General features: G+C 68.6%; 17 protein-coding genes and 1 pseudogene. 14 read left to right on the top strand and 4 right to left on the bottom strand.

Annotation, left to right across the window (positions count from 1 at the left end; translation table 11 throughout):
• The 5 genes and pseudogenes from G6017_RS03935 to G6017_RS03915 form a co-directional block, all read left to right on the top strand.
• Positions 1-451: pseudogene (locus tag G6017_RS03935) on the top strand (lipid-transfer protein); the annotation flags it as partial.
• Positions 448-1641, top strand: coding sequence for a thiolase family protein (locus G6017_RS03930; protein WP_182616028.1), 1194 nt, complete (start codon positions 448-450; stop codon positions 1639-1641). The pseudogene G6017_RS03935 and the gene G6017_RS03930, both read left to right, overlap by 4 nt.
• Complete coding sequence (locus G6017_RS03925) at positions 1638-2156, top strand: nuclear transport factor 2 family protein (protein WP_182616026.1); 519 nt, start codon at positions 1638-1640, stop codon at positions 2154-2156. The genes G6017_RS03930 and G6017_RS03925 overlap by 4 nt, the downstream gene beginning before the upstream one ends.
• A 2-nt stretch (positions 2157-2158) precedes the next feature.
• Entirely contained in the window at positions 2159-3064 is a 906-nt protein-coding gene (locus tag G6017_RS03920) for a TIGR03619 family F420-dependent LLM class oxidoreductase (protein WP_182609276.1), read from the top strand.
• 261 nt (positions 3065-3325) lie between these two features.
• Positions 3326-4870, top strand: a complete 1545-nt coding sequence (locus G6017_RS03915; protein ID WP_182609275.1) for an HNH endonuclease signature motif containing protein — start codon at positions 3326-3328, stop codon at positions 4868-4870.
• Positions 4871-4890: 20 nt separating this feature from the next.
• Here G6017_RS03915 and G6017_RS03910 read toward each other — a convergent pair whose 3' ends face one another.
• Together G6017_RS03910 and G6017_RS03905 are read right to left on the bottom strand one after the other, a co-directional pair.
• A complete protein-coding gene (locus G6017_RS03910; protein ID WP_182609274.1) occupies positions 4891-5931 on the bottom strand; it encodes an alpha/beta fold hydrolase in 1041 nt (346 codons plus the stop codon).
• Between the two features lie 129 nt (positions 5932-6060).
• Positions 6061-7305, bottom strand: coding sequence for a cytochrome P450 (locus G6017_RS03905; protein ID WP_182609273.1), 1245 nt, complete (start codon positions 7303-7305; stop codon positions 6061-6063).
• A 166-nt stretch (positions 7306-7471) separates the two neighbouring features.
• Here G6017_RS03905 and G6017_RS03900 point away from each other — a divergent pair, with 166 nt between their 5' ends.
• From G6017_RS03900 to G6017_RS03885, 4 genes are all read left to right on the top strand, one after another.
• Positions 7472-8638 carry a steroid 3-ketoacyl-CoA thiolase gene (locus G6017_RS03900; RefSeq protein WP_182609272.1) on the top strand — a complete coding sequence of 389 codons (1167 nt, stop codon included), beginning with the start codon at positions 7472-7474 and terminating at the stop codon, positions 8636-8638.
• A 1-nt stretch (position 8639) separates the two neighbouring features.
• Positions 8640-9227 (top strand): GNAT family N-acetyltransferase, encoded by a 588-nt coding sequence (locus G6017_RS03895; protein WP_182609271.1) that lies wholly within the window; start codon positions 8640-8642, stop codon positions 9225-9227.
• Between the two features lie 58 nt (positions 9228-9285).
• Positions 9286-9753, top strand: coding sequence for a nitroreductase family deazaflavin-dependent oxidoreductase (locus G6017_RS03890; RefSeq protein WP_463069716.1), 468 nt, complete (start codon positions 9286-9288; stop codon positions 9751-9753).
• A 302-nt stretch (positions 9754-10055) separates the two neighbouring features.
• A complete protein-coding gene (locus G6017_RS03885) occupies positions 10056-11450 on the top strand; it encodes a beta strand repeat-containing protein (protein WP_182609270.1) in 1395 nt (464 codons plus the stop codon).
• 88 nt (positions 11451-11538) lie between these two features.
• On the opposite strand, the gene G6017_RS03880 is transcribed toward G6017_RS03885, so the two are convergent.
• Positions 11539-12456 carry an SDR family oxidoreductase gene (locus tag G6017_RS03880; protein ID WP_182609269.1) on the bottom strand — a complete coding sequence of 306 codons (918 nt, stop codon included), beginning with the start codon at positions 12454-12456 and terminating at the stop codon, positions 11539-11541.
• A gap of 90 nt (positions 12457-12546) precedes the next feature.
• Positions 12547-13338: an SDR family oxidoreductase gene (locus G6017_RS03875; RefSeq protein ID WP_182609268.1), complete on the bottom strand. Its 792-nt coding sequence runs from the start codon at positions 13336-13338 to the stop codon at positions 12547-12549.
• A gap of 83 nt (positions 13339-13421) precedes the next feature.
• Here G6017_RS03875 and G6017_RS03870 point away from each other — a divergent pair, with 83 nt between their 5' ends.
• From G6017_RS03870 to G6017_RS03850, 5 genes are all read left to right on the top strand, one after another.
• Positions 13422-14216 carry an enoyl-CoA hydratase family protein gene (locus tag G6017_RS03870; RefSeq protein WP_182609267.1) on the top strand — a complete coding sequence of 265 codons (795 nt, stop codon included), beginning with the start codon at positions 13422-13424 and terminating at the stop codon, positions 14214-14216.
• Positions 14213-15142 carry a CoA-transferase gene (locus G6017_RS03865; RefSeq protein ID WP_182609266.1) on the top strand — a complete coding sequence of 310 codons (930 nt, stop codon included), beginning with the start codon at positions 14213-14215 and terminating at the stop codon, positions 15140-15142. Before G6017_RS03870 ends, G6017_RS03865 begins: the two co-directional genes overlap by 4 nt.
• Positions 15142-15927 (top strand): CoA-transferase subunit beta, encoded by a 786-nt coding sequence (locus G6017_RS03860; protein WP_182609265.1) that lies wholly within the window; start codon positions 15142-15144, stop codon positions 15925-15927. Before G6017_RS03865 ends, G6017_RS03860 begins: the two co-directional genes overlap by 1 nt.
• Positions 15924-17006 carry an NAD(P)H-dependent flavin oxidoreductase gene (locus G6017_RS03855; RefSeq protein ID WP_182609264.1) on the top strand — a complete coding sequence of 361 codons (1083 nt, stop codon included), beginning with the start codon at positions 15924-15926 and terminating at the stop codon, positions 17004-17006. The genes G6017_RS03860 and G6017_RS03855 overlap by 4 nt, the downstream gene beginning before the upstream one ends.
• A gap of 155 nt (positions 17007-17161) precedes the next feature.
• A partial coding sequence (locus G6017_RS03850) for a hypothetical protein (protein WP_524536236.1) occupies positions 17162-17468 on the top strand: 307 nt, incomplete at its 3' end.

Raw genomic sequence — 17468 nt, 5'->3', positions numbered from 1 at the left:
CGCCATCATCCTCGCCTCCGGCGACCGGGCCCGGGACCTGGTCGACACCCCGGCCTACGTCACCGGGATCGAGCACATCGCCGACTCCGCCGAGTTCGGCGCCCGCGATCTCACCGACTCCCCCTCGGCCCGCGCCGCCGCCGTGCGCGCCACCCGGTCCTCGGGCGAGCGCCCCGATCTCGGTGGCGTGACCGTCGCCGAGCTGCACACCCAGTACACGCACCAGGAACTGCTCCTGCGTGCCGCGCTGGGCATCGGCGATCACGTGGCCGTGACCCCGTCCGGCGGATCGTTGCTCGCGGACCCGCTGTTCTCCGCCGGGCTCGAGCGCATCGGCTACGCCGCCAACGACGTCATGGAGGGCCGCACCGAACGCGCCCTCGCCCACGCCACCAGCGGACATCTGCTCCAGCAGAACCTCATCTGCCTCCTGGAAGGACGCCCCGCATGAGCGCCCACAGCACCGGTCTCCCCGCGGCCGTTCTCGGCACCGGACAGACCCACCACGTCGCCCGGCGCACCGACGTCTCCATGGCCGGCCTCTGCCGCGAGGCGATCGACGCCGCCATGGCCGACGCCGGCGTGGGATGGGACGACATCGACGCGGTGATCGTGGGCAAGGCCCCCGACCTGTTCGAGGGCGTGATGATGCCCGAGCTCATGATGGCCGACGCGCTCGGTGCCGTCGGAAAGCCGCTCCTGCGCGTCCACACCGCCGGCTCGGTCGGCGGCTCCACCGCCGTGGTGGCCGCATCGCACATCCAGTCCGGCCGCTACCGGCGCGTGCTGGCCGTGGCGTGGGAGAAGCAGTCCGAGTCCAACGCCATGTGGGCGCTCAGCCTGCCCGTGCCGTTCACGGCCCCCGTCGGGGCGGGTGCCGGCGGGTACTTCGCCCCTCACGTGCGCTCCTACATCCGCACCACCGGGGCCCCGGAGCACGTCGGCGCGATGGTGGCGGTCAAGGACCGGCTCAACGGGTCGATCAACCCCCACGCCCACCTCAAGCAGCCCGACCTCACCGTGGAGAAGGTGCTGCAGGGGCAGATGCTGTGGGACCCCATCCGGTTCGACGAGACCTGCCCGTCCTCCGACGGCGCGTGCGCGATCGTCCTCGGCGACGCCGAGGCGGCCGACGCGGTCGAGTCCACCGGCCGGAACGTCGCCTGGGTCCACGCCACCGCGCTGCGCACCGAGCCCGGGACCTACGCGTTCCGCAACTACCGCAACCCGCAGGCCGGCCGCGACGCCGCCGCCGCCCTGTGGGCCGAGGCCGGGATCACCAACCCGGCGGAGGAGATCGACGCGGCCGAGATCTACGTCCCCTTCTCCTGGTTCGAGCCCATGTGGCTGGAGAACCTCGGGTTCTGCGAGGAGGGCGAGGGCTGGCGCATGACCGAGTCCGGTGCCACCGCGCGCGACGGGTCCCTGCCCGTCAACCCGTCCGGCGGCGTGCTGTGCTCCAACCCGATCGGGGCATCCGGCATGCTGCGCTTCGCCGAGGCCGCCCGGCAGGTCATGGGCCGCGCCGACGAGCACCAGATCCCGGGGGCACGCAAGGCCCTCGGTCACGCCTACGGCGGCGGGTCCCAGTACTTCTCCATGTGGGTCGTGGGGACCGATCGACCGGAGCGTCACTCATGAGCAACCCGTACCTGGACGAGGACGGCGCGTACCGGCCACTCGAGATGAGCGACGCGGCACTGGCCAGTCCCGCCTTCGCCGCCGCACGCCGCTCGTGGGCTGCCACCAACGCCGGCGACCGCGATGCCTGGATCGCCGGCTGGAATCCCGAGGGCACCATCGAGGATCCCGTGGGTCCGTCGATGTTCGATGCCGAGGGCATCGGCCACACCGGCACGGAGAGGCTCCTGGAATTCTGGGAGAAGGCCGTGGCCACCCCGGATCACATCGAGTTCCGCTTCGACCGCGGGATCGCCGTGGGCGACGAACTGCTCTGCATCGGCACCATGCGCACCCATATGGGCGAGAACATCATGGAGATCGATATCGCCGTGGACTACCGCGTCGATCCCGACGGCCGTCTGGTGTCCCTTCGCGCCTTCTGGGAGCAGGACGTGGCCATGGCCTCGGGACTGCGGCCACTCACCGACGACGACAGGACCGCCATCGCCGGCGCCACCGGAAAGGGCAGGTAACCATGAACCGAGTAGTAGATGTCGAGTTCTCCGTCCCGGTCTCCTTCTCCCCCGTAGACCAGTACATCGAGATCGCCCGCGGCGCCGAGGCTGCCGGATTCGACCGCGTCGTGCTGCCCGACTCCCTGTTCCACCCGCGTCGGCAGGACAAGGACTATCCGTATACGCCTGACGGTTCGCGCATGTGGGACGAGGAGACCCAGTGGGTCGAGCCCCTGATCGCCTGCGCCGCCATGGGCGGGGCCACCTCGACCATCCGGTTCTCCCCGCAGGTGCTCAAGGTCGGGCCGCGCAACCCACTGCTGCTCACGAGGCAGGTGGCGTCCGTCGCCCTGCTGACCGGCAACCGGCTGGACCTGGGCGTGGGCATCGGCTGGGACCCCAACGAGTTCGAGTGGTGTGGCGCCCCGTTCTCCGGTCGCGGCAAGCGCGTCGACGAGTCGCTGGAGATCATGCGCCGCGGAATGGAGGGCGAGTGGTTCGACTTCCACGGCAAGCACTTCGACTTCGACGAGCTCATCTTCACCCCGGCCCCGTCCGAGCAGGTGCCTTTCTATGTGGGCGGCCACACGGAGATCGCGCTGAAGCGGGCCGCGCGCGTCGGCCAGGGCTGGACGAGCGCCATGATGGAGTTCGACGAGATCGTCACCACCGTCAAGCGTCTCGGCGAACTGCTCGAGGCCGACGGCCGCTCCCTCGCCGACCGCGGTGACGGCAAGCCGTTCGCCATCCAGGTGGTCTGCCTGGACAAGTTCGGCACGCGCGGCTTCACCGAGCTCGCCGAGGCCGGCGTCACGGACATCATCGTGATGCCGTGGATGGTCGAGGGCCACGGCTTCGATTGCTCAGCCGAGCAGAAGATCGAGTCGATCGCGAACTTCGGTCAGAAGTACGGCCTCCAGGGCTGACTGCTCGCCGTTCTCGCCCCGCCCGCGCCGGTTGCCCGGCCGAATTCTCAACACGAGGCCCGTCCCGCGCGATCCGCGGGGCGGGCCTCGTCGTCGTCCCCCACCCTCCCCCGCCACGCTCTACTTAGGGACGTCCACGCCCGCTTCCGTCATCGGGTTTTCGCAGCTAGAGGCGCTATTCACTATCGTGTCGGACCCGGTTGCTACTGTTCATCTATTCGAACACACGACCGATCAAGCGGCTGCGGAGGGGGCGGAAGCATGCCGGCAGCACCAGTGCAGAAGGCTGGCCCACAGGTACGGGCGCTCACTCTCGCGGCGCTCGACGCGCTCTACGCGGAGAACCGGGCCGCGGCCGCGAGACTTCGGGCATGCCGGAAGTTGTTTGAGCTGTGCGATGACGAACAACTCGACCGCGCGATCGCCGCAGGCTACGGCCCGGGCCTCGACGAGGAGCCGTCGTACGCGATCATCGACCCACTCCAGATCGCGTGCGCCGAGATCGTCGCCGCGTACGGCGTCCATCACCACCGCGCCAAGAAGTTGATCGCTCTCGCAAATGACCTCTCCGTGCGATTTCCCTCGCTGCTCGAAGCCATGGAGACAGGCCGTATAGATGAGCACACCGCCGAGATGCTCGCCCGTCACTTGCGGACGGTCGACGTGTCCGCCCTCGAGAGGGTTCAACGCGCAGTCGTTGACTGGCTGCTGGATGCTATCGACTCGGGTCGACGGCCCGGACGCGACGCGATCCTCAATGAGACCGACCGGATCATCCGCGAATACGATCCCGAGGGCGTGCTGTTGCGCCGTGCGCGGGCGTTCGCCGAACGGAACGTTCGGTTGCGCCGCAGCGAAGACGGGATGGCAGATCTGAACGCCCGCCTCTCCGCCCCCGACGCCCTGGCCATCTCCGAGGCCCTCAACGAGATCGCGCGGGAGCACAAACGGAGAAACCCCGGCGGCGCAGGTATGGGGCCGCTCAGGGCGGACGCGCTGGTCAACGCACTCCTCGGCCCGGCCGACAGCTCTACGTCTCCGGCCTCGACTCCGGCGGCGGCGGCGGCGGCGGCGGCGGGCGAGGCTGGCTCGACCGGGTCACTCATGGCGTCGATCCGGCCGAACATCACGGTGCTCGCGCCCCTTAGCCCGGACGGCGAACCCGAGGTCTATCTCCCCAGGGGAGGCCCCGCCACCATCGAAGCCCTCATCGCACTGCTATCCCGCAGCGTCGGCGCCACAATCGTTGTCCCCGACCCCGCGCCAGGGGCAGCCGACTCGGCCTCCCATGCCCGCCGCTACCGCCTCAGTCCGGAACTGGACCGCCGTATCCGCCTGCGCGACGGCACCTGCCGCCATCCCGGTTGTTCGGTTCCCGCGGACCACTGCGACATCGACCATTGCCGCCCCTTCAATCACTCCGACCCCAGCAATGGCGGGCTGAGCGTGGAAGCCAACCTCATGTGTCTGTGCCGGCAGCACCACCGGTTCAAAACCTTCCATGGCTGGAGGTACCGCCTGGACCGGGAGGGAACACTCACCGTCACCACCAACACCGGTCACATCATCACCACCGACCCCGCAGGGCCGTTGGCTCGATGGCGTCGAGATGTCGCCACCGAGACCGATCCCCCGCCTGACCCACCGCCCCACCCGCGACGGCGTCCGTGGCTCAGCCCGAAACCACAGGCCACTTACGGTCACAGACGCGAGAAAGATCTTGCCACCGAGCGAGAAGCCAACATCGCTGCCCGCTACGAGACACCGCTACCCCAGCCGGACTTCGAGCCACCGCCACCGTTCTGACCAATGGCGATAACCCGCGGCTACTTCGGGATGGCGTCCGTGATGTCGGCGAGACACTCGAGCAGCTCGCGGTGCGTGTCCTCGCTGGCCTCCAGGTGCATGAGATGGCCGGCGCGCGGAACGCTGCGGATCTGGCGGACGTCGTCGTGGTAGCGGCCGAGTTTCGTCAGCGGCTCGCGACCGTGGAACCCCTCGAGGTCCGGGTCGTGCTCGGAGTAGAGGAAGTAGTACGGCACCGGGTTGGTCTGGCGCTCGAACTCCTTGCGGGCGCGCCATGACACGTCCATCGCGCGGTACCACTGCAGTGGCCCCGCGAGCCCGGTGCGCGAGTACTCGGCGTCGTACACGTCCATCTCCTCCACAGACAGCCATCTCCACGGCAGCTGTGGCGACTCCGGAAGCGCGTCCATGTAGGTCGATCCCGGCGGGTGCTGCCAGACGTCCAGGTAGTGGTAGTCAGCGGACAGTGCCCAGAACACGCGGGTGAGGAAATCGCGCTCGTGGCCCGCGATGTCGGCCTCCGCGACCCCGGGTTGCGCGAAGTAGTGCAGGTGCAGGAAGTGCTTCTCGGCGATCATCGCCGAGCCCTCCAGGGGAGAGATCGATCCCGCGGTGCCCATGAAGGGGTTCTCCATCCCGATCACCGCGCGCACCCGGTCCGGCTCGAGATGGCACGTGTCGTAGACGACGCCCGCACCGAAGTCGAAGCCCACCAGGACCACCTTCTCGGGGCGCGGGAGCGCGTCGTCGATCACCGCGATCAGGTCGTCGACCACTTCCCGGGGCGCGTAGGCCTCGACGTCGGCCGGGGCATCGGAGCCGCCCATCCCCCGCAGGTCCGGCGCGATGACCCGCCAGCCGGCCTCCACGAGAACGGGGATCATCCGGTGCCAGGTGAACCAGAAGTGCGGAAAGCCGTGGACCAGCACGATCGTGCCGGGGCCGTCGGGGGAGCCGTCCGAGACGCGGGGTTCGGCGGCAACGTAGTGAAGCCTGACGCCGTCGCGCTCGACCTGGCGGTGCTCGAGGAAGGAGTCGTCGAGTATTCGTGGGTCGATCATGGTGTCACCCTGCCTGGTTCTCTCGTGGGTTCAGCGCGTTCTGGCAAAGCCCGCGATCACGACGACGGCCCCGGCGCCCCGCGGGCGCGGAGGGCCGGGGCCGTGGTCAGACCTGGACTGATCAGCCGATCAGGCGCGGACCGGGCACTTGAAGTCGACCTTGAAGTCCTGGATGGCGTTGAGCCATCCGGAACGGAGGCGGACCGGGTCGCCGAGTGCGGTGATGTCCGGCATGTGGTCGGCGATCGCGTTGAAAATGAGCTCGATCTGGAGCTTCGCCAGGTTGGCGCCGATGCAGTAGTGGGGGCCGTTGCCGCCGAACGTCAGGTGCGGGTTCGGATCGCGCAGGATATTGAACGTGAACGGGTCCTCGAACACGTCCTCGTCGAAGTTCGCGGAACCGTACATGATCGCGGCGCGGTCGCCCTTCTTCATGGTGACTCCCCCGATCTCCACGTCCTCGGTGGCGGTGCGCTGGAACGAGGAGATCGGCGAGGCCCATCGGAGGATCTCGTCGTACGCGGTCTCCGGGCGCTCAGACTTGAACAGCTCCCACTGCTCCGGGTTGTTCAGGAAGGCGATCATGCCGTGGGTTGTGGCGTTGCGGGTGGTCTCGTTTCCGGCCACCGCGAGCAGGACCACGAACCAACCGAACTCGTCCGCGGTGAGCTGCTCGCCGTCGAGGTCTGCCTGGACCAGCTTGGTCACCAGGTCGTCGCGTGGATCGACCTCGCGCTTGGCGGCGAGCTCCTGGGCGTAGTTGAGGACCATCGCGTTGGCCATCTGCGACTCCTCGACCTTGCCGGGGACGTCGTAGCTGGTCATCTGGTTGGACCACTCGAAGATCTGGTGGCGGTCCTCCATCGGGATACCGATGAGCTCGGCGATCGCCTGCAGTGGCAGCTCGGAGGCCACGTCGATGATGAAGTCGCCAGTGCCCTTTGCGCCGGCGGTCTCGACGATCTCCCGGGCCTTCTCCTTCAAGTTCTCGCGCATCTTCTCGATATTGCGCGGGGTGAAGCCCTTGGAGATGATGCGGCGGTACTTCTTGTGCTCGTCGCCGTCCTGGTTGATGAACAGCAGGCGGGTCAGCTCGACGATCTCGCGCTCCGTGCCCGGCGCGAAGCGCGGGATGGCGGTGTTCTCCCAGGTCGAGAAGACCTCGTTCGTGCGCCGGGAGATCTCCTTGACGTCCTCATGCTTGGTGACGACCCAGTAGCCGTCGTCGTCAAAACCATCGGCGCCGGGCTCGTTCGCACACCACCAGATCGGTTCGGTCCGCCGGAGGTGTTCCCACTCCGGGTGCGGGAGGCGCTTCTCGTAGAGCTCCGGGTCCGTGAAGTCGAACCCCTCGGGAATGGTGACTGGCTGCACTTGGTACTCCTTGGCCGCGTCGGATTGCGTCAGGTGCCCCCCACAGTCCCGGGATACTGCGTTCCCCTCCCCCGGGCTGTAATCTAGAACACGTTCCACGCACCATACTAGAACACGTTCACACCCGGCCAGGCTTTCCTCCGGCCGGATTCCCGGAAGGACACTCATGGGCAATCCCGTCATCGTCGAGGCTGTTCGAACCCCGATCGGCAAGGCCCGCGGCGCACTGTCGGGCCTCCATCCCGCACATCTGCTCGGCGCCTCCCAGAAAGAGGTCATCCGCCGGGCCGGCATCGACGCCTCCCTCGTGGAGCAGGTCGTCGGCGGCTGCGTGACGCAGGCGGGCGCGCAGGGCAACAACGTCACGCGCGGAGCATGGTTGGCCTCCGGACTGCCGTGGCAGACCGCGTGCACGACCATCGATTGCCAGTGCTCCTCCGCGCAGCAGGCCAACCACTTCATCGCCAACCTCATCCACGCCGGCGCCATGGACGTCGGTATCGCGTGTGGCGTGGAGTCGATGAGCTGGCTCTCGCTGCGCGCCGCCGTGGGTAACGGAGAGAACGGCATGCCGCGCCCGGACGACTGGGCCGTCGACCTCCCGGACCAATTCACCGCCGCCGACCGCATCGCCAATCGCCGCAGCATCAGCCGTGCCGACCTCGAGGAGCTGGGCGTCCGCTCGCAGGCCAATGCGAAGCGCGCGTGGGAGGAGGGCCGCTTCGATCGGGAAACCTTCGCCGTCGACGCCCCCGAGCGCCTCAAGGACGGCACCTACACCGGCGAGACGGTGACCGTCACCCGCGATCAGGGCCTGCGGGAGACCACCGCCGAGGCGCTCGCCGGCCTCAAGCCGGTCCTCGAGGGCGGCCTGCACACCGCCGGCACCTCGAGCCAGATGTCCGACGGCTCGGCCGCGGTCCTGCTCATGGACGAGGACGTGGCCAAGGCGCACGGCCTCAAGCCCCGCGCTCGCATCGCGCACCAGGCACTGGTCGGCGGCGAGCCCGAATACCACCTCGATGGCCCGGTCCAGGCCACGCAGCGCGTCCTCGACCGCTCCGGCATGTCGATCTCCGACTTCGATCTGTTCGAATGCAACGAGGCGTTCGCCTCCGTGCTCCTAAGCTGGGCGCAGGTGCATGGTCCGGACATGGACAAGGTCAACGTCAACGGGGGCGCCATCGCGATCGGCCACCCCGTCGGCAGTACCGGGTCGCGGCTCATCACCACCGCCCTGCACGAGCTCGAGCGCACGGACGGCGAGCGCGCCCTCATCACGATGTGCGCGGGAGGCGCCCAGGCCTCGGCCAGCATCATCGAGAGGATCTGACATGAGCAGCAACGTGATCGAAGCGGCGGCGGAGCGCCGGACGGAAGTCTTCGCGGCCATCGCCTCGGCCAACGGCACCGAGGACGCGGTCCAGGCGGTGTCCCACCTTCTGGCCGTGTCCGCGGACGAGGCGCGCGAGGTTCTGCGCGCCCCGCTGGAGTCGTTTATCGGAGCCACCACGGAGCACCCGGTCTCGGCCGGGCCGGCCGGGTTCGAGTTGCACCCGTTCCGGGATTCCGAGGACCACCGGTCGATCTACCACACCCGCTCCACCGACGCCTCGTCGGCGACGGGCGGCGAGTGGGACGAGAGCCGCACCGAGCAGGAGCGTCGCGACGGGCTGAGCCGCATCGAGTCGGAGTCGGCGATGTGGTTCGTCGCCATGGACACCGCGCGCGGCACCGCCGTCGGCCTGGTGTTCGGCGAGCAGATCAACGACGGCGACGTCGACGTGGCGATCTGGATCCACCCCGAGGAGCGCAAGAAGGGCTACGGCTTCCTCTCACTCAAGGAGAGCCGTCGCGAGCTCGCCGCGTTCTTCCCGGGCAAGCACGTGATCGTCCGCGCACCGCTGCCCAGCGGCAAGTGACGAGCACGCGGTGACGGACAGCCAACCGTCGGAGGGCGCATCCCGCCCCGAGACCGGCATCGACGACCCACGGCGTGGCGCGCCGTGGGTCGTCGGCGTCATCAAGGTCATGTCGCGGGTCAACACGTGGCTGTATCAGCGCACGGGCGGTCGGGTCGGTGGGAACTGGCGCGTGGGATCGGCGCTGCGGGCGCCGGTTCCGGTGTGTTTGTTGACGACGACGGGGCGAAAGTCGGGCCAGCCGAGAACTGTGCCGTTGCTCCATCTGCCCGAGGGCGATCGCGTTCTGTTGGTCGCCTCACAGGGCGGGCTCCCGTCGCACCCCCAGTGGTACCGCAACATCCTGGCGGAGCCTGCGGTCACCGTTCAGGTGGGCCGCCGGGTCAGATCCATGACGGCTCGGGAGGCCTCGCCCACCGAACGTGCGGAATTGTGGCCACGCCTGGTCGAGCGCTACGCGGACTTTGCTGAGTATCAGGCAAACACCAGCAGGGTCATCCCGGTAGTGATATGCGAACCCGCCTAACACCGCAGTCAGAGGCGTTTAGTTGCCCGGTCAACTTTGCCCACGTCAGGCACAGTGTCTCTCGTAAACTATGACTTGGGTCACTTGCCATAATTTAGATTGACAAAAGTTCACGTTCAGGGGATTCTCATGTGTCAGGTGACACAGTTGTCCAGTGAATTCGAGAGGATCCCCCGTTAATGAAGAACACCACCAGGGTCGCCGCGCTTGCCGCGACGACGGCCCTTGCCATGTCCAGCGCTGTCGGCGTTGCCAACGCGAATATCATTACCGACATCATTGGCGGCCTCACCGGCTCGAATATGCCTGAGGTCCCCGACTCGTCGACACTCACCATCCCCGGCTCCGCTGATCTCATTCCCGAGAGCATCATCCCCGACGGCTCCACTGAGGGCATCGGTCAGGGCTCTACCCAGGCCGGCGGTTCCGCCAACATCGGCGGTTCTGCCGGAACCATCGCCAATGGGATCTCCGATTCTCTCGGTGACACCAGCGGTTCCCTCCCCGCCGTCGCTGCGGGCAGTGGCGATCTGCTCGAAAATGGCGGCTCCCTGGGCGACACGCCCGGCGTCGTCGAGGGCTCGATCGAGACCATCACGGGCTCGGTCGACGGGGCCGACGGCTCCCTCAACTCCGTCCTCCGCGGCATCGGTGGCCTCCTCACCTCCGGCGGCTCCCTGTCCGACACCCCGGGGGTTGTCGAGGGGTCGATCTCAGAGGTCACAGGCTCGCTCACCGGCGCCAGTGGCTCGCTCGACGACTTCACCGAGTCCCTCACCGGTTCGATCGAGGGCGGCGGCTCGCTCACTTCGGTCCTCCGGGGCATCGGCGACCTGCTCAATACCGGCGGCTCCCTCTCGGGCGTCCTCGAGGCCACCGCAGGCTCTATTGAAACCGGCGGTTCGGCTGGCGACATCACCAGCAATCTCGGCGGCTCGCTCGACACCATCGGCGTCGGCATCTCGGACTCGCTCGGAGACGGCGGCTCGGCCGGCGACATCACGTCCGCCCTCGGTGGCTCCATCGAAGACGGTGGCTCCCTCGAGGCCATCACGAACGAGACCGCGGGCTCCATCGACGACGTCGCGGGTTCGGTCACCGATCCGACGGATGGCCTGCTCGGTTCGGTCACGGGCGGACTGCTCACCCAGGGGATCGCCGGCTCGCTCGGCGGCATGACCAACTCGGTTGCCGGCCCGGAGACCGGTCTGCTCGGCTCGATCACCGGCGAGGGTGGCTCGACCGGCCAGAGCTCCGACACGATCACCGGGTCGGTCAGTGACAGCACGGGCACCATCAACGGCTCCGTGGAGGAGCTCACCGGGGTCAACGGCTCGCTGACCGCGTTCACCGGTTCGCTGGAGAGCGGCTCGGACAACGGCACGGCGTCCCTGGCGAACGGCTCCCAGAACTCGGTTATGTCCACCAACATCGGCTCGACCGCCGGTCTGATGACCTCGCTCGATACCGCGGACAGCGTCGAGTCGAGCGTGGGCGGCGGCCTGCTGCCGATCCTGTCGGTGGGCGGCGCGCTCGCCCTCGGTGGCGCCGCGGTCGGCGCTGCCGCAGGCACCAACGTGCAGCTTCCGCCGCTGCCCGCAGTCCCGGGCTTCCCGCTGTGTGACCTGCCGCAGGCGCAGATCGACCAGCTCGCAGCACTGGGCTCGGTTGACGCCCAGAACTGCCCGCGCCCCTGATCTGATCAGGTCGCGCACAAGCGACGAGTAAACCCCGCACCTTCCCGGAAAGAAGGTGCGGGGTTTACTTATGTCCGGGTCCGGCGCCTCAGCGGGCGCCGTAGACAGGGACCGGGGCCGGCGACTCGGACAGCAGACGCGGGACCACGGAGCCGAGCTCGGCCGGGTCCCACTTGGCGCCCTTGTCCTGCGACGCGGCGCGCTGCCAACCGTCGCACAGGGTGACCTTGCCGCCCTCGACCTCGAACACGCGCCCGGAGACGTCGCCGGACTCCTCGGAGCCCAGCCACACCACGAGCGGCGAGACGTTTGCCGGGTCCATCACGTCGAACGAGCCGTCCTCGGGGGCGGCCATCTGCGCGGCCATGGCCTCGCCGGCCGAGGTGGTCATGCGGGTGCGGGCCGACGGCGCGATCGCGTTGGCGGTCACGCCGTATCCCTTCATCTCGGCGGCGGTCTGGATGGTCAGCAGGGCGATTCCGGCCTTGGCGGTGGCGTAATTGCCCTGGCCGACCGAGCCGAACAGTCCGGCACCCGAGGAGGTGTTGATGACGCGAGCGGTGCGCGGGCGGCCGGCCTTGGACTCGGCGCGCCAGTACTCGGCGGCGTGACGAAGCGGGGCGTAGTGGCCCTTGAGGTGCACGGTGGTGACCTTGTCCCACTCCTCCTCGGACATGCCGACGAGCATCTTGTCGCGCAGGAAGCCCGCGTTGTTGACCAGCACGTCGAGGCCGCCGAAGGTGTCGATGGCCTGCTGGATGAGCTCGCGCGCGCCGTCCCACGAGGAGATGTCGTTGCCGTTGATCACGGCCTCACCGCCGGCGGCCTTGATCTCGGCGACGACCTGCTCGGCGGGGTGCTCCCCCACGTCCTGGCCGTCGATGCCGGCGCCGAGGTCGTTGACGACGACCTTGGCACCCTCGGCGGCAAAGGCCAGGGCGTGCTCACGGCCGATGCCGCGGCCGGCGCCGGTGACGATGACGACGCGTCCGTCGCAGATTCCCATTGATTACTCCTTGATCGTGGTGACAGTGCGGGTGCGCAAGACCAGTGCAGGTACGCAGAGTCGGTTGAGGTGTGTGATGCCCGGTCGGGCTCAGTGCTTGTTCTCGGCGGTGGATGCCGAAAGGAACGCGGGCTTCTCGCCGCCGCCGTGGACGAGCAGCTCCGCGCCGGTGATGTACGCGGCGAGCGGCGAGGCGAGGAACGCGGCGGCGCGGCCCACGTCGGCGGGCTCGGCCATGCGCCCCATGGGGATGGTGGCGTCGACGGCGGCCACCCCGTCGGCGTCGCCGTAGTGCAATTCGGCCTGTTCGGTCTTGACCGGCCCCACCACGACGGAGTTCACGCGCACGGCCGGGGCCCACTCGACGGCGAGCGACTGGGTGAGCGAGTCGATGCCGGCCTTGGCGGCGCCGTAGGAGGCGGTGCCGGGCGAGGGCCGGTGGCCGGAGACGGAGGAGATGTTGACGATCGCGCCGCCGATCTGGCCGTCGGGCCCATCGGCGGACATGACCCGGTGGGCCTCCTGCGCGACGGTGAGTGCGGACAGCAGGTTGAGGGCGACGATCTTGGAGTGGAAGTTGGCGCTGGCGTCGGCGGCGAGGGCGAACGGGGCGCCGCCGGCGTTGTTGACCACCACGTCGAGGCGGCCGTGCTTGGCGACGATCTCGTCGACCATCGCGCGCACCGCCTCCGGGTCCCGGAGGTCGGCGGAGTGGAACTCGAGGTCCGCGACATCGGAACCGTCGTCCGCGGGTCGCCGCGCACAGGTGACGACGACGGCGCCGGCATCTCTGAAGACGCGACTGATTCCGGCGCCCACGCCCCGGACCCCTCCGGTAACGAGGACTACCTTGCCCGCCAGACCAAGATCGATGTTCGTCATGCGTGCTAGCCTACCAAGCAAGCGTTTGGTTAGTCACCGGACCGTTCCGAGACGAGCGGACGGTGGCGTGCGAAGGGAGCACCATGGGCATCAGCGTCGACAAGGGCGCAGACGGTATCGCGACCGTCACCGTCGACTATCCCCCCGTCAACGCCATCCCGTCCGCGGGCTGGTTCGAACTCGGCGAACAGATCCTCGCCGCCGGCCGGGACCCCGAGGTACACGTCGTGATCCTCCGGGCCGAGGGCCGGGGATTCAACGCGGGCGTCGACATCAAGGAGATGCAGGACTTCGAGGGCTTCGACCACCTGCTGGCCGCCAACCGCGGCTGCTACGTGGCCTTCAACGCCGTGTACGAGTGCGCGGTCCCCGTGATCGCCGCGGTGAACGGCTTCTGCGTGGGCGGCGGCATCGGACTGGTGGGCAACGCCGACTGCATCGTCGCCTCGGACGACGCGGTGTTCGGCCTGCCCGAGGTGGACCGTGGGGCGCTCGGCGCGGCCACGCACCTGGCGCGCATGGTGCCGCCGCACATGATGCGCACCCTGTACTTCACCTCGCGCAACGTCACGGCGCAGCAGCTCCACTCGTGGGGCACCGTCTACAACGTGGTCCCCCGCGACCAGCTGGTCGCCGCGGCACGCGACCTCGCCGAGACCATCGCGGCCAAGGACACGCGGGTCATCCGGGCGGCCAAGGAAGCCATCAACCACATCGATCCCATTGACGTGAAGTCCTCCTACCGGATGGAGCAGGGTTTCACGTTCGAACTCAACCTCGCCGGCGTGGCAGACGAGCACCGCGACGAGTTCGTCAAGACGGGCCTGAATCTGGACAAACGAGACAAGCGATCCGAGAGGACGGGCGAGAACAAGTGAGCAGCACCCCCACCCCGCGCGACAAGCGCTCCAGCCTGGACGAGGCCGTCTCACGCCTCTCCAGCGGCATGACGATCGGCATAGGCGGCTGGGGTTCCCGACGCAAGCCGATGGCCCTGGTACGCGCGATCCTCCGCCGCGAGGACCTCACCGACCTCACCGTCATCACCTACGGCGGCCCGGACCTCGGCCTGCTGTGCTCGGCCGGCAAGGTCTCCAAGGCCTACTACGGCTTCGTCACCCTGGACTCCGCCCCGTTCTACGACCCGTGGTTCGCCACGCGCCGCACCGAGGGGTCGATCATCTCCCGCGAGATGGACGAGGGCATGGTGCGCGCGGGCCTCACCGCCGCCGCGCAGCGCCTGCCGTTCCTGCCGACCCGCGCCGGCCTCGGCTCGGACGTCTTCCGGTTCTGGGGCGACGAGCTCAAGACCGTCGACTCGCCGTACCAGGTCGACGGCAAGACCGAGACCCTGGTCGCGATGCCCGCCCTACGCATGGATGCCGCGCTGATCCACCTGGACAAGGCGGACAAGCACGGCAACGCCGCGTTCACCGGCGCCGACGGGTACTTCGACGATCTCTACGCCATGGCCGCGGACACCGTCCTGCTCGAGACCGACGAGATCGTCGATTCCGCGGACGCCCTGATGAACGAGGTCGGCCCGCAGCGCATGCTGCTCAGCCGCATGTTCGTCGACACCGTCTCCGAGGCCCCGAACGGCGCCCACTTCACGTTCGCGGGTAACTACGGCCGCGACGAGGCGTTCCAGAAGCACTACGCCACCTCAGCCAAGGATGAGGATTCCTGGAAGTCGTTCGTCGACGAGTTCCTGTCCGGGTCCGAGGAGGACTACCAGAAGGCCGTCACCGCGTTCGCGGAGAAGGTCGCTGCCGAGAAGGCCGCCCAGAAGGGAGCCAAGTGATGTCCGACGTCACCACCGAGACCGCTACCACTCAGTCCATCAGCAGGGCCGAGTACTGCGCTGTCGCCTGCGCGGAGATCTTCGCCGGCGCCGGTGAGATCTTCGCCTCGCCGATGACCCCGATGGCCACCATCGGCGCGCGTCTGGCCCGGCTCACCACCGAGCCGGACCTGCTCATCACCGACGGCGAGTACCGATTCCTCGGCCAAACCCCGCCGCTGGGCAAGACCATCGACTTCGAGGGATACATCCCGTTCCCCCGCGTGTTCGACGTCCTGCAGGCCGGCACCCGCCACGTGGTGATGGGCGCCAACCAGATCGACCGCTTCGGCAACCAGAACCTCTCCGCGTTCGGTGACGACGTTCAGAAGCCCACCCGCCAGATGTTCGGCCTGCGCGGGGCGCCCGGCAACTCGATCAACCACGCCACCAGCTACTGGGTGGGCAAGCACTCCTCCCGGGTCTTCACGGCGAAGGTCGACGTCGTCTGCGGCGTCGGTTATGACCGCTACACCGAGGGTGACCCCGCGTTCCGCTACCACCACATCCACCGGGTGGTCTCCAACCTGGGCGTGTTCGACTTCGGCGGCGCCGACCGCAGCATGCGTGCGGTCAGCCTGCACCCCGGCGTCACCGCTGATGAGGTCGCCGAGAACACGGGCTTCGAGATCGAGGGCCTGGCCGACGCCGCGGTCACCCGCGACCCCTCGGACGAGGAGCTGCGCATCATCCGCGAGGTGCTGGATCCGCGCGGGTTCCGCGACCGCGAGGTGCCGGCCGCATGAGCGCCCCGACACTGTCCACGGCCTTCACCGAGCTCGTCGGTGTCGAGTACCCGATCGTCCAGACGGGCATGGGCTGGGTCTCCGGACCCGAGCTGACGGCGGCCACGGCCAACGCCGGCGGACTGGGGATCATCGCCTCGGCCACCATGACCTACGCCGAGCTCGAGGACGCCATCGTGCGGACCAAGAAGCTCACCTCCAAGCCCTTCGGCATCAACCTCCGGGCCGACGCCGAGGACGCCGCCGAGCGGTGCGAGCTGATGATCCGCCACGGGGTGAAGGTCGCGTCGTTCGCCCTCGCGCCCAAGCCGGAGTTGATCGCCCGGCTGAAGGAGAACGGCCTCGTCGTCGTCCCCTCCATCGGTGCGGCCAAGCACGCCGTCAAGGTGGCCTCCTGGGGCGCCGACGCGGTGATCGTCCAGGGCGGTGAGGGCGGTGGCCATACCGGCCAGGTCGCCACCACCCTGCTCCTCCCCAGTGTCATCGACGCCCTCGGTGGCGCGGGAAACACCTCGATCCCCGTGGTCGCGGGCGGCGGTTTCTTCGACGGCCGCGGACTGGTCGCGGCGCTGTCCTACGGCGCCGCGGGCGTCGCGATGGGCACCCGCTTCCTGCTCACCAGCGACTCCCGGGTGCCCGACGCGGTGAAGAAGCAGTACCTCGAGCGCGGGCTCCAGGACACCGTCGTCTCCACCCGTGTCGACGGCATGCCCCACCGCGTCCTGCGCACCGGCCTGGTCAACGCCCTCGAATCGGGCAGCCCCCTCAAGGGCATGGCCGCCGCCGTCCAGAACGCCAATAAGTTCAAGTCCATGACCGGCATGAAGTGGCAACAGCTGGCCAAGGACGGCCTCAACATGAAGAAGGCGTCCGACCGGACGTGGCAGCAGATCGTCATGGCCGCCAACACCCCGATGCTGCTCAAGGCCGGGCTGGTCGAGGGCAACACCGAGGCCGGAGTCCTCGCCTCCGGACAGGTCGTGGGCATGATCGACGACCTGCCGAGCTGCGACGAACTGATCCAACGGATCATGACCCAGGCTCACGAACGGCTGGACGCCCTCCGCGAGCTCCGCTGAAGCACCTCCCCCCGAACGCCCCCACCCTGTGCTCACAACGGGTGGGGGCGTTCGTATTCGATAATCACCACGTATGGCGAACTCTTGGCTTATCCTTAGACAGTTCACATATCAGGCGGGCTCGGCCCGTCCCATCCCCTCCGGAGGAACCCCTCATGTCCCGTACTGCTCTCCGCACCGCCGCCGCCCTCGGCGCGGCCACCGCACTGACCATCGCCGGCGCCGGCGTCGCGGCCGCGACCACGGCCGACTCGTCCGTCGATGGCAACACCGTGACCGTGACCTTCACGCTTGACGGAGGATTCCTTGACGCGGATGCCTGCGGTGCGCTCCTCGCGCCGACCGCGACGGCCGCCACCCTCGCCGGACAGCTCGCGACCGCCAACGACACGAACCTCCTGACCACCCTGCAGGCCATCAGCGAGGCCCCCGGGGTTGAACTTCTCAAGACCAACGGCTCCC

The sequence above is a fragment of the Dietzia sp. B44 genome (assembly GCF_014145245.1).
Lineage (GTDB): Bacteria > Actinomycetota > Actinomycetes > Mycobacteriales > Mycobacteriaceae > Dietzia > Dietzia natronolimnaea.
The sequence above is the reverse complement of the archived record's forward strand: the minus strand, read 5'-3'. Positions and strand labels throughout refer to the sequence as shown.